The 12,206-nt window shown below is 27.4% G+C and carries 14 protein-coding genes; all 14 read right to left on the bottom strand.

What is annotated here, in order from left to right; translation table 11 throughout:
* Nucleotides 1–230 precede the first annotated feature (230 nt).
* The 14 genes from KQY27_RS07265 to KQY27_RS07200 all read right to left on the bottom strand — a co-directional run bounded on the left by KQY27_RS07265 (nucleotide 231) and on the right by KQY27_RS07200 (nucleotide 12,205).
* On the bottom strand, nucleotides 231–1,217 hold the full coding sequence (locus KQY27_RS07265; RefSeq protein WP_224425908.1) for a PfkB family carbohydrate kinase: 987 nt from the start codon (nucleotides 1,215–1,217) through the stop codon (nucleotides 231–233).
* Between the two features lie 94 nt (nucleotides 1,218–1,311).
* On the bottom strand, nucleotides 1,312–2,211 hold the full coding sequence (locus KQY27_RS07260; RefSeq protein WP_224425907.1) for a formylmethanofuran--tetrahydromethanopterin N-formyltransferase: 900 nt from the start codon (nucleotides 2,209–2,211) through the stop codon (nucleotides 1,312–1,314).
* 108 nt (nucleotides 2,212–2,319) lie between these two features.
* Nucleotides 2,320–3,384 carry an HAD hydrolase-like protein gene (locus tag KQY27_RS07255; RefSeq protein ID WP_224425906.1) on the bottom strand — a complete coding sequence of 355 codons (1,065 nt, stop codon included), beginning with the start codon at nucleotides 3,382–3,384 and terminating at the stop codon, nucleotides 2,320–2,322.
* 109 nt (nucleotides 3,385–3,493) lie between these two features.
* Nucleotides 3,494–4,849, bottom strand: coding sequence for a 4Fe-4S binding protein (locus KQY27_RS07250; RefSeq protein ID WP_224425905.1), 1,356 nt, complete (start codon nucleotides 4,847–4,849; stop codon nucleotides 3,494–3,496).
* Between the two features lie 288 nt (nucleotides 4,850–5,137).
* A complete protein-coding gene (locus tag KQY27_RS07245) occupies nucleotides 5,138–6,166 on the bottom strand; it encodes a 4Fe-4S binding protein (protein ID WP_224425904.1) in 1,029 nt (342 codons plus the stop codon).
* Between the two features lie 153 nt (nucleotides 6,167–6,319).
* Nucleotides 6,320–7,447, bottom strand: a complete 1,128-nt coding sequence (locus tag KQY27_RS07240; RefSeq protein WP_224425903.1) for a nickel-dependent hydrogenase large subunit — start codon at nucleotides 7,445–7,447, stop codon at nucleotides 6,320–6,322.
* On the bottom strand, nucleotides 7,447–7,935 hold the full coding sequence (locus KQY27_RS07235) for an NADH-quinone oxidoreductase subunit B family protein (RefSeq protein ID WP_224425902.1): 489 nt from the start codon (nucleotides 7,933–7,935) through the stop codon (nucleotides 7,447–7,449). The genes KQY27_RS07240 and KQY27_RS07235 overlap by 1 nt, the downstream gene beginning before the upstream one ends.
* 158 nt (nucleotides 7,936–8,093) lie before the next feature.
* Nucleotides 8,094–8,480, bottom strand: coding sequence for a DUF1959 domain-containing protein (locus KQY27_RS07230; RefSeq protein ID WP_224425901.1), 387 nt, complete (start codon nucleotides 8,478–8,480; stop codon nucleotides 8,094–8,096).
* Nucleotides 8,481–8,677: 197 nt separating this feature from the next.
* Nucleotides 8,678–9,016: an energy-converting hydrogenase subunit EhaL family protein gene (locus KQY27_RS07225; RefSeq protein WP_224425900.1), complete on the bottom strand. Its 339-nt coding sequence runs from the start codon at nucleotides 9,014–9,016 to the stop codon at nucleotides 8,678–8,680.
* A gap of 53 nt (nucleotides 9,017–9,069) precedes the next feature.
* Nucleotides 9,070–9,327: a hypothetical protein gene (locus KQY27_RS07220; RefSeq protein WP_224425899.1), complete on the bottom strand. Its 258-nt coding sequence runs from the start codon at nucleotides 9,325–9,327 to the stop codon at nucleotides 9,070–9,072.
* 14 nt (nucleotides 9,328–9,341) lie between these two features.
* Entirely contained in the window at nucleotides 9,342–10,205 is an 864-nt protein-coding gene (locus KQY27_RS07215) for an NADH-quinone oxidoreductase subunit H (protein ID WP_224425898.1), read from the bottom strand.
* Between the two features lie 120 nt (nucleotides 10,206–10,325).
* Nucleotides 10,326–10,541 (bottom strand): DUF788 domain-containing protein, encoded by a 216-nt coding sequence (locus tag KQY27_RS07210; RefSeq protein ID WP_224425897.1) that lies wholly within the window; start codon nucleotides 10,539–10,541, stop codon nucleotides 10,326–10,328.
* Between the two features lie 168 nt (nucleotides 10,542–10,709).
* The gene (locus KQY27_RS07205; RefSeq protein WP_224425896.1) at nucleotides 10,710–11,381 is read right to left on the bottom strand and encodes a hypothetical protein; all 672 of its coding nucleotides are present in this window, start codon (nucleotides 11,379–11,381) and stop codon (nucleotides 10,710–10,712) included.
* A gap of 119 nt (nucleotides 11,382–11,500) precedes the next feature.
* Nucleotides 11,501–12,205 carry an EhaG family protein gene (locus tag KQY27_RS07200; RefSeq protein ID WP_224425895.1) on the bottom strand — a complete coding sequence of 235 codons (705 nt, stop codon included), beginning with the start codon at nucleotides 12,203–12,205 and terminating at the stop codon, nucleotides 11,501–11,503.
* Between the last annotated feature and the right edge of the window lies 1 nt (nucleotide 12,206).

Genomic DNA, 12,206 nt, shown 5'->3' with positions numbered 1-12,206 from the left:
ATCTTCATTAATTAATTATATATTATTCTATTATAATTATTTTAATATTTCTAATATATATTATTATCTTATTGTTAATATTCTACAATATATTCAAAAATATTCATAATACAAAGCTATTAAATAATAAAAACATATCTAAAAATATTTAAAGATATTCATATCAAACTACTTAATTAAAACATATCTAAAAATATTTAAAGAATTTAGCTCATAAATTAATTATATTTTCATATTTCAGAATTAATATTTTTTTCAAATTCTTCTAACTCTTTTTTATAAGGAAGTCCATTAGTACCAATATTTTCCACACATTTAGAAGCTATCCAGTTTCCAATTAAACAAGATTTTTCTAGAGAATATCCTTTTAAATAAGAATATAAAAACCCAGCATTGAAAGAATCACCAGCAGCAGTTGTATCAATAACATCAGTTTCAAATATAGGAACTTTTACTTCTTCATTATTATTAATAGCATAGACACTTTTTATTCCTCTTTTAACAACAACAGTACCTATTCCATCATCAAGAATATGAACTGCTAAATCTCTAAATGTCAATTTTTCATCTGAATTAATAGCATCAATTTTAGAATAATATTCTTCAAACAGTATTTTAAGTTCAGTTTCATTAATAAGAAGGATATTAGTTCTATTTAATATTTTTTTTAGGAGATTTATTCCTTTTTTAGCGTAAAACATTCCAGGATCTAAACTTAATATCATAGAATCTGGAAGATAATCAATAAGTTCATTTTGAGTATTAAAAGAATCACCAAAAAAAGAAGAAAAATGCATTATCTTAGCTGTATTAATATGATCAATATGAATTTCATCAATCTTTATTTCATCATTAACACCAGACTCAACATATAGTGCACGTTCACCATTTTCATCAATAAAACCAATAACTTTTCCAGAGTTACCTTTTTCAGCTTCAATTAAATTATTAACAAAAACACCTTCAGAAATTAAATTCATTTCGAGTATTTCCCCTTCTTCATCATCAGCTACTTTACCAATATAGGAAGTAGAAATCCCTAAACGAGAAAGTCCAATAATAGTATTAGCAGCAGAACCTCCAGGATTTGCATCATAGTCTTTAATATAACTTTCTTCATCATGACATGCAATATCAGTTACATAATACATTTTATCAAGATTTAAAGCTCCAAATCCAATAATATCTACTTGAATATTATCATCAAAAACACTCATTAAAACACCTCTAAAGATTCTATAAAGTTATATATTTTTTATCAATAATATATTTCTTAGAAAATCAAATAAATGAGATTTAATAAAATAATTCTTAAAAAAGATCTAATAAATTAATATTATATTGACCTAATTTACCATTAAAATTCCCTGCAGAAATTTTTACAATGTCTGAAGCATAAACACTATCTAAAATAGATTCAATAGCATTTTTCATAGCTAATTTAGCTATTTCCATGTCAGTTCCATTAATAACAATTTCAGGAATATAATTAACAGAATCAGGAACTTTAGAAATTTCAGATATATCTTTCTTTAAAGAAGGACAAAATGGGTGATTAGTAGTTGGACCGATCCATGGATAGTTAGTTTCAGTCTTAGAAGCAGCTGAACAAATTCCAAAAGGAGATATTGCCCCTTCAACATCCATTATCGCATCAATAGCTAATTCACCAGCACCAAGTACAGCTTCTTTTGTTTTACACATATACCAAAAGTTAGCTCCCATAATTCCTTCATCATATACAAGTTTTGATTCAATTTGAAAGTCAGGAACAGCTATTGGAACATTAATCATCTCACGATCAAATTTATTTTCTATCCATTCATATCCATCCCCACAATGACCAACTTGTTTCATTGTCCCAATAGATCCCTTAGAATCAGACTCTTTTGGATAGCTAAACATTCGTGTAAATGGTTTTACTAAAATGTCTTGACGAATTCTATAAGATAACTCTAGTTCAAATTTTTCCAGATCATCAAGCCCAAACCAATATTGGACAATAACCCCTTTTCTACCATCAGGAGTTTCATTTTTTCCAACAAATCTTTCAACTCCTCCTTCAATTCTTCCAATAACTGCACCAGGAGTTGAAGTAGAATCATATGCAGCTTTTTTAAGAGTTTCATCATCTTCTGCAGTAATCAAAGCCCTTATATACTTTCCAGAAAAACATTCTGCAAAAGTATCTTCAATTATACCTTTATTCATTATTAAACACCATTATTACAAAATCCATAGACTATAAATTTAATTCTAAAATTAGTTAAAAATTCTTAAATTACTTTAAAATCCTAAAATTAGTTTAAAATTCTAAAATTATCCCAAAGAACCAATATTAAGCCCACGTATTTTTTTTCTCATTTCTATACTTTCATTTATGATATCATCAATATTATCTTCAGTTATAATTTCAATAATAGGTAAATCTTTATCTGAGAATATTTCATTGAATTTATCAATTAACGCAAATCCAATTCTAAAACTCTCAAAAGCTCGTTTAGGATCTGAAGAATATGATTTAACAAATTCCAAAACATAATCTTTGTTAAATTTACTATGAAGATCAATTAAAAGAGAAGTTGCTATTGTATTTTCAGATATAATAGCTATTTCAGATTCTTTCACAGCAGCTTCATTACCATTAAAAGAAACAGCGATTCCTCCATGCTCTTTTGCAAACTTTAAAGGTTCAATATCAGTATGACTATCTCCAACATACATTAAACCACTTTTCTCAAGATTAAAACTAGACAATATCTCTTCAATAGCTTTTTGTTTTTCAATTCCTCCAACACATATAATACTGTCAGTTAACTTATTTATATTCATTTTTGGGATCTCTTCAAAGAATATTTTATTCAGTTGATCAACATCCAGAGATCCTTCTTTTTTTTCTCTTTCAGCTATTTGTGAAATAATATCTTTAAATTCATATAATTTTTCAATTTCTTCATTAGAAATCTCAAAGTTATCTAAATCAATTAATGTGTAAAATGTATTTTCAAATGGAAAACTTAAATTATTACATACAGCTTCAATATATTGACCATAACTAGTACTAACTATAAAAGAATCCATAGATTTTTTAGCTAATTCAATAGTGTCTGAAGCATCATCAATGAAGAAAATATTTTCTTTAGAAAACTTGACAATATCTTCATTAGTTACACCATATGCTTTAAAAAAGGGAGCAATAAGTTTAAGTGTATTACCAGAATTATAATCTGCTTTTTTAACAATATCAACTAAATAATCATCAAATAAACTAATTATCCTAAAAAATTCATCACCTTCTGGAATAAATTCTTTAGCAAGTTCATATGCATTATCATTTAAGGATAAAGGTCCTTCACAATCAGTGACAAATAATTTTTTCAGCAAATAATTCCTCCATAACTAAAAATAATATAAAATAAATAAAATATTTGAATATAAATATTATGAATTGATATATAAATTTATATATTATATTATAAAATTAACAATAAAATTATTCATTATTTAAATCTATTTTTATAGCATTAACTGGACATAATGCTTCACATTCTCTACAAGAAATACATAAATCTTGATTTACATAGATTTCATCATTTTTTAAAGTTAATGCATCTACAGGACATTGGTTTACACAAACTCCACAGGCTTGACATAGATTCTTATGAATCTCAAATTCACCATCCCTAACATCAGTAATATTTCTTCTAATAAAGTAAATATCATCATCACGAATTTCAAAGAAGTCTTCGATTAATTCAATAGCTGTTACAGGACATCTTGGAACACATTTTCCACAGAAAACACATTTTTCATCAATGTGAATTGGAGAAGGAGCTTCGAGCCAAATAGCATTTACTGGACAAACACTAATACATTCACCACATCCAATACAAGAATATTCAAAAACCTTAATTTTACGAATTGGTGGGAAATATTCCACTAAGTCTTTCATTTCAACTACAACAATATCAGATGAAGTAGTATTATCTAATTCTTTAGTGATTCTATCAGTTACATTAATTTCAAATTGATTTTCTGTATTAGAAGATAAAACACCAACTAAATTAGCTAATAAAGAATCGATTTTAGAAATATCATTAGATAATTTTTTAATGTCTTTATCAATAATACTAGAAGCTATTTCCAATGATCTAATTTTGTTAAAGGATTCATAAGCTTTTTTACGGGAAGAATATTTAATAGCTGAGGAAGGACAAACTTCCATACATTCTTCACACCTAGCACAATATGAGGGATCAATATATGGTAATTTACTTGTTTTACCTATATTTATTGCTCCACGAGAAGGACATATTCTTGTACAGGTCATACATCCAATACAATCTTTTTGGTTCACAACAATTGCTCTTCCACCAGAAACTGTTCTTGGAAGAATTTCTCCATATTTAATTGCATCAGTAGGACAAGATCTAAAACAATATCCACATCTAACACATTTATCTTCATCTATTTCACTATGAACTTCTTCACTTCCAGAAGAAGTTAAATGAATAGCTCCAGTTTTACAAGAAGAAACACAAGCCCCACATGCCCTACAAAGTTTAGAATTAATATTAGGAATATTCTCTCTAATTGGGTCAGCTAATTTTGTTTCTATATTTATTGCATCATAAGGACAAGCTTTTCTACATAAAACACATCCAAAACATTTCTCATTAATCTTAGTAAGGTCATTTTCAGAATCTATGTAGATAGCTTCTACTGGACAAGCTTCAAGACAAGGTTTGTCTTTGCATATCTCGCACTTACTATTGTCAATTTCATAATCGACTTCAACCTCTCTTAAAGGTTTAGTGCATTTTTTAGTAGAAACCTCGATAATAATCATCTCCTAGTATAAAATTTAATAATAAACATATGAAAATACTTGATAAACAAATATAAACATGATATTTTTCATATAATAAATTTTAATTTCATGAAAATTTTATAAATTTTAAATAATTTTCCATAATTATAATTTTTAATATATTTTAATAATATGAATTTTAATATATAATTTTTAATATATTTTAATAATATGAATTTTAATATATAATTTTTAATATTATAATTTTTAATATAATAACTTTAATTTAATATAATCCAAACAATATAACATTCAAATATTAGATTTTCATCTATTAGCTAATTGAGATTCATTTAATGTTATTAAGATAACTTTTTCTCCATTAACTTCATCAAGTAAAAATTTAGCTATAAAATATCTTACAACACAGAAAGGACATGTTTGATAACAATTACTACATCTCAAACATTTTTTAGAATCTCTTTTGACTTCATTTTTCTCAGAATTATAGGTAATTGCACCAGTAGGACATTCATCAATACAAAGGTGACATTTCTTACATTTAGATTCATCCCAAGTAATTATTCTAATTTTTAATCTATCAGTAGCATTTTCGATTATTTCTAAAGCTACTTCTTCATCAGGTAAGATTTCTAAAGCTTTATCCCAAATTTCAGATAAAGGAAATTGTAACTTAAGTATCTTTTCAGGAGGTAATTCTTGTAATTCATCTTCTTTACTTTCAATGAATTTTTCAAGAGTGTTTACAACCAATCTTATTATAGCTTTTTGATCTTCAAGATTATCTATAAATACTCCTTTCATAGCTCCTTTGACAGGACAAGATTCTAAGCAATTACCACATGAAATACATTTAGCTTGATCAACTGCGATTTTATTATCTTTCTCAATTATCGCTCCTTCGACAGGACAAGACTTCATACACTTTTTACATTTGATACATAAAAAGTCATCAATTGTGTATTGTCTTTTAGAAGGAATAATATTAAATTCTTCTCTAATCAGGTGATTTTCACCACAAAGAAGAGTTTTTGGATCAGTTGGACATACTTCTGCACAAAAACCACATCTAATACAAGCTCCCTTATTAATCACAGGATAAGTAATACCTTCCCCATCATCATTATCAGCTTCCCTAACAAGTTTTATAGCGTTAGGAGAAGGACAAGACTGAGTACAGGCACCACAAGCAATGCAATATTCTTTAATAACTTCTGGAAAATCCCTGAATCTATCAGGAGTTTCTACAATATCATGTTTAGATTTTGCATTAGTAAACCCCTCTACAAAGGTTTTTCTTGCGAATTCATACAAATACCAAATTACAGAAGACATATTTTACCCTTATTATTCAAATAAATTTTATTTATTAAACTATATATACTAATTTTTTAATCAACCTTTATTAATTAAACATTATTTATTAAATCTGTGTATAAATTTTATTTACACATGTATAATAATATAATATTATAATAATTTTAAATATTACTTTAAATTAAAAATATCTTTAGTCAAAACCTCTTTTTTATCAATATCAACAATAGCAACTCTTTCAGCACAAGCAATACATGGATCTGCACTTGCATAAGTAGCTACAGCATCAGATACAGTAGCAACATCTTTAAGCATATATTTAGCACAAGAATCAATATTCATAATACTAGGAGTTCTAATAGAAATATGTTTAATCAGATTGCCATTAGTCTCAGCCATATAAGCTACTTCTCCCCTAGGAGCTTCATTTCTCCATTCAGCATATCCAGAACCAATATCTACTTTAGTTCTAATATCTCCTTCAGGTAAATTATCAATAGCTTGTCTAATTAAATCAATAGATTGAGGAATTTCATTAAATCTATTCATAGTTCGAGCATAATTATCTCCTTCTTTTCTCCAAATAGGTTTAAATTCAAAATTCTCCCTATAAGTATGATGTTGCTCTCTTAAATCATGTTTTAATCCAGAAGCTCTACCAATAGGCCCAACAGCCCTTCCTTTCAAAGCTTCATCTTTTGTCATTTTTCCAACATCTTTAGAACGAAGGCCAACTAATGGACCTTGATCAAAAATCTCTACATATCTATCTAAATCATTTTCAATAAGTTTAATCTTTTCTAGAATTTGATCAAGGTGAACTTTTTTTGCATCCATACGGACACCGCCAACAACATTCCAACCCATATTGACCCTATTTCCAGTAAGAAGTTCAATTGCATCCATTGCATGTTCTCTTAAAGATAACATATACATGAATAAAGTTTCATGTTCCATTGATTTAAAGTAAGTAGAATTAGCTAAAAAATGACTTTGAATTCTATCAAGTTCATTAGTAATAATTCTTAAAAACTGAGCTCTCATTGGAGCTCTTTCATCAGAAATTTTCTCAATTACCTCAGCAAATGTTTGAGTATGTTCATAAGAACAAATCCCACAGACTCTTTCAGCAAGATATATACATTTTTGCCAGGTTTTACCTTCCATGATTCGTTCAATTCCTCTATGAACATAACCATAATCAATTTCAGCTTTTAATACTCTTTCACCTTGTGTATGTAACTTAAGTCGAAGAGGCTCTTTTAACCCAGGATGAACTGGTCCAATAGGCAATATCATTATTTTTCTCCTCCAGTTTCTTCTTTAGCATTTTCTTTACCATTTGTTTGTCTTCCTTTAGCTGCAATAGCCCCTGGAGCCACAGCAAGAATAGCTCCTAATATTTCACTTGGTCTTGGAGGACAACCAGGAATTTCTGCATCAACTGGGATAAAATCAGAAACTGGAGCATGAACACTTCCACCTTCTTGGTTAAAAACATCTCCAGATAATGGGCAATTACCTACACAAGCAACTACCTTAGGTTCAGGAGCTTTTGTATATATCCTTCTTATTTTTTTAATCCATTGTTCAGTAACAGCTCCAGTAATTAATATAACATCAGCTTCACGAGGATTACTGTGTACATAAATACCATATTGTTCAAGATCATATCTAGGAGAAAGAAGAGCAACAATCTCAACATCACAACCATTACATCCTCCACAATTTACTAAACAAACATGGATAGAACTTTTTCTCACAACGTCTTTAAGAGTATTTAACATTTGGTGACCTCTTATAAACAATATTTTTAAATTAAATATTATTTTATAATTCAGTTTTAATTTTAATTTAACTTTAATTTAACTTTAATTTAATTTTAAATTTATTTAAATAATTTATTAGATTAATTTATAAGAATAAATTTTATATTCATTTTTATTTATTCAATCAAAAGCAAATCTAAAACTTGCTTTTTACCAATTTCTAAAGCATCAGAATATTTTTTTCCATTTATAATATCATTTACTAAATTCGTTTTGATTCTATTAGATTCTTCAACTGTGATTATTTCCATTACATCACATAACCAACAAAGTCGTAAATCAGCATGAAGTTTTTCAGCTATACATTTCGGTCTAGCTGATTCAAGTGTAGCATGAAGAGCTTCCAAACCAGACATATCTAAATGATTCATAAGAATCTTTTCAAATTCTTCATTTGTAATTTCTAATTCACTAGCTAATGGAGTAATAACATCTTCCTTCCATCTGAAACTTCGAAGGATTCTCAACTTCATCTTTTCCAAAAGCTGCTTATCTTCGTCCACATTATCACCAATAAACATTATATAAAGTATTATATTAAATATTTGCTTAAACATTATGTTGTTTTAAACATTATTTATGTTATTTTAATATTATTTATTATTTTTTTATAAATATTATTTAATTAATAAATTTTATAATTTTTAAATCATAAATTATTTTAGAAGTTTTTGAATAATTAATATTTTAAATTAATATTTTAAATCATTAAATAAACAATAACCCAAATAATAGCTGAAATAATTATTGCAATTATTGTTTCTTTTCTCCCATAACCTGGCCTCATCCCTATTACTAAAGCAATTAGGAATAATGCGATTGAAATTATGATTTCAGGATAAATAAATCCAAATAAAGATGAGAACAATCCATAGTTGAATAGAAGTATCCATCCAATAATAGCTATAATTAAAGAAATTATATCAATATTATTAAATACAAATGGTTCTCCATGTTTTTTATAGCTGATTAAAAGACCTAAAACAGACCCTATGATAAACACTAATAAATATATTAAATAGGATAATAATTCACTCATAATATCACATATTTCAATAATAACATATATCTCATATTTCATTAATCATCAGATTACATTGGTTTATAAAGCACTATAAATCCTATTATTATCACAAATAATGTTATAATAAATATTATATTCTCCAAATTTTCAGTTAAATGTACAATTTTCTTTTTAGATTGTAATAATATTAAAGGAAATATAATAATGGCAAATATAGTAACAGGAATAACTTCCCATCTTTGTAAAACTGCAGCTAATCCACTAGCTATTATAATGCCACCTGCTACAAATGATGTTAATACAATAAAGTCTTTTTCATTATCCATAATATCTCCTTTAGTTAAACTATAAACATTAGTAAAATTGATCCACCTATTCCAACAATAGCTATAGTAATTTGACTCATAACAGAATGATTCGGATTAAGAATTGGAGTAGTAGCATTTATAAGTGCTGTTATAGCTGTGATAACTACCATACCTATCAAATACCAAAGTATTGAAAGAGGTCCAAAGAAAACTGTTAAAAACACCCATAATAATATATACCATGAAATTGACTCTGAAAGCATCATATATCCTCTCAAAACACCAAAATGCTCAGTTTCAAATCCAGAAATAATATCTTTTCCTTTAGTAATTGAAAATGGAGAGTAAGGTGATTTAGAAAGTAAAAGTATGAAGAACATTAATGCTGCTAAAGGTATTGAAAATATTAAAGGACCATTAGCTGATTGATAAGCAATAATCTCACCAATATTCATAGTTCCAGTTTGAAGAAATACAATAGCTAAAACTGCAAATAATGGGATTTCAGCTGCAGCTGAAAAAACTGCTCTTACACAACTCATTTTACCATAAGGAGAACCTGAAGAAGATCCTGCATTATGTTCAACTATCTTATAAACTGCATAAATTGCAAAGATTAATAACAATGAACCATAAGTCACTGGACCAACGATAACTGCTACAATCCATATAGCGCAGTACATACTAGCTATAGCTACATAAAAAGGCATAGATGCAGTTTTAGGAAAGCTTGATTCTTTAAAGAAAAATTTCAAAGAATGGAGAAAATGTTGTATTATTGGAGGACCAGGTCTAAGCTGTATTCTAGCCATAACTTTTCTATGGAATCCTAATAGCAAACTTCCAACTAAAAAAGCTATTATAACATTTATAATGATATTAGCCATTAAATTCATAGTATCATTCAAAGAGAACAATCTCTATTATTTTATTCATATATTTTACATTCAATATATCATACATTAATTATCAAATATATATCAAATATATTTATAGAATCAAATATTCATAGAGACTTAATATCCAATAAATGGTTCTTCTCTTCTTTCCTCCTCTTCATCTTTATTAGCTTTTGCCATAGTTATTAAACCTAATGAAAGTATAAATACGGGTATGAATACAATAGCTATTCCATATACAATCCAATCAACTGGACTAAATATTAAAGCGTATAATATCAATAATATAGACACTATTAACAAGATATAGCTACTTATCATCAATTTATTCATTTTCACACCTTTTATAATTTTTTATAAAATTTATTTATTTAATTTTTAAAATTTAAAACTTAAAATTTTTACAAATCATATTAATTAATTCTATTAATATAATCTAATATAATCTTTTTAAACTTTTAATTACTTTATTTTATCTTATAAAATTTTAATTATTTTTAATTATGTTACTATCAATAATAATACTTCAATAGCTCTTATAATGACCATTAAAGAGCTTAAGTGAATGATTAATATGAAAGGAGATCCTGGAGTCCTAAACATCTCAGCTTTTGTAGCGAAAAATGGAGCTATACCAGTTTCACCTGCTATTCCAATTAACAATAATATTGCTCCAAATATCATCATAGTAGTTGGGGCCAACCCTGCAATCACAAGCAAACTAAGGCTTCCAGTAGCTGCAAGAATCATAGCTGCTCCACCAAATAATGGAAGAGATGAAAGCATAGCTATTATCCCATATTGATAAGCTGCATCAAGAACATCTATTTGTTTAACTGCAGAAACTATACCTACATTAACTATACCAATTAATGCAATGAATAGAGTTAAGTTAAAAAGATCACCAGTTATCATTGCTCCAGCAGTAGCTAATCCACAAACAATAGCCAAAAATCTTCGAATCTTAAATTCTTCTAATCCTACTGAAACTTTATTTTCTTTTAAACTTCCAAAAAGTGCTTCAACTTGAGTTTCAGTGCGACTAATAGCTATCAATACTGTGAAAATTAAGACAACTACAAACATGAATAAGTGGAATGGGGTTAAATACAATACAATATCTCCTAAAGGTATTGTTCCAAGTAAATTGCCACCTAATGATGTAATATCCATTTTAATCCTCTTTATTTTAATTATTAAATAATATTAATTGTAAATTTTTATCTTATTAATTTATATTTATTGAGTTTATATTAATTTTACTTTATATTAATTTTATATTATCCTTTTTATTATTCTCTTCTATATTCCTCTCTCATCATTGCTCCAATTAAACCTAACTTTGAAGCAACTTTTAGAACTAATCCACAAGCAGCCATGAATAAACCAAGAAGCCAAAATTGTGGTGCAATAAAGAATAAAACAAATCCAATTATCCATAAACACCATGCTATCCCAGATATTCCACCTATACCATCAATAACAGCGATTGGAAGACCTCTTGCTTTTCTAGAAAGTATATAGAATAATATTCCTCCACCAGCTACAGCACCACCAGTAAAACCAGTTAAAAATGCACCATACAATACCATTACAAGTGCAATAAATGTAGGAGCAGTAGTCATAATCTCCATATCTAAAACCATAGGTATAGGTAAAACTGATGGTTTTTGATAATTAGCTCTATCAGAAGGAGGCATATTTTCTATTTTCCTCATTTCCTTAGATATTAAAATCTCAGAAATTGCCATAATCTCAGCTAATTCTACAACTAAACCAGGAAGAATCAATGCTTCAGCCAAATCAGTTCCAACAGCTGCAACTATAATTAACATTGCCAAACCTGCAATATCAGTTAAAATAAGAACATGAATATCCTTTTTTTGAATTGCAAGACCAGTTAAGCCAATGAAAGCTACAATAATAGATACATAAATTGCAGGATTGTATAAAGATGCAGTGATAGCTGGAACAACATCTGGAACCAAAACTACCATA

It is taken from the genome of Methanobrevibacter sp. TMH8, from assembly GCF_020148105.1.
In the GTDB taxonomy this organism is placed as follows: Archaea; Methanobacteriota; Methanobacteria; order Methanobacteriales; family Methanobacteriaceae; genus Methanobinarius.
Note: the sequence above shows the minus strand (reverse complement) of the source record. Positions and strands in the feature narration are given on the sequence as shown.

What these genes read in the sequence shown, in the direction of transcription:
- KQY27_RS07265 (WP_224425908.1), bottom strand. Translation starts at nt 1,217, where the DNA reads ATGAGTGTTTTTGATGATAATATTCAAGTAGATATTATTGGATTTGGA.
- KQY27_RS07260 (WP_224425907.1), bottom strand. Translation starts at nt 2,211, where the DNA reads ATGAATAAAGGTATAATTGAAGATACTTTTGCAGAATGTTTTTCTGGA.
- KQY27_RS07250 (WP_224425905.1), bottom strand. Translation starts at nt 4,849, where the DNA reads ATGATTATTATCGAGGTTTCTACTAAAAAATGCACTAAACCTTTAAGA.
- KQY27_RS07245 (WP_224425904.1), bottom strand. Translation starts at nt 6,166, where the DNA reads ATGTCTTCTGTAATTTGGTATTTGTATGAATTCGCAAGAAAAACCTTT.
- KQY27_RS07240 (WP_224425903.1), bottom strand. Translation starts at nt 7,447, where the DNA reads ATGATATTGCCTATTGGACCAGTTCATCCTGGGTTAAAAGAGCCTCTT.
- KQY27_RS07235 (WP_224425902.1), bottom strand. Translation starts at nt 7,935, where the DNA reads ATGTTAAATACTCTTAAAGACGTTGTGAGAAAAAGTTCTATCCATGTT.
- KQY27_RS07225 (WP_224425900.1), bottom strand. Translation starts at nt 9,016, where the DNA reads ATGAGTGAATTATTATCCTATTTAATATATTTATTAGTGTTTATCATA.
- KQY27_RS07220 (WP_224425899.1), bottom strand. Translation starts at nt 9,327, where the DNA reads ATGGATAATGAAAAAGACTTTATTGTATTAACATCATTTGTAGCAGGT.
- KQY27_RS07215 (WP_224425898.1), bottom strand. Translation starts at nt 10,205, where the DNA reads ATGAATTTAATGGCTAATATCATTATAAATGTTATAATAGCTTTTTTA.
- KQY27_RS07210 (WP_224425897.1), bottom strand. Translation starts at nt 10,541, where the DNA reads ATGAATAAATTGATGATAAGTAGCTATATCTTGTTAATAGTGTCTATA.
- KQY27_RS07205 (WP_224425896.1), bottom strand. Translation starts at nt 11,381, where the DNA reads ATGGATATTACATCATTAGGTGGCAATTTACTTGGAACAATACCTTTA.
- KQY27_RS07200 (WP_224425895.1), bottom strand. Translation starts at nt 12,205, where the DNA reads ATGGTAGTTTTGGTTCCAGATGTTGTTCCAGCTATCACTGCATCTTTA.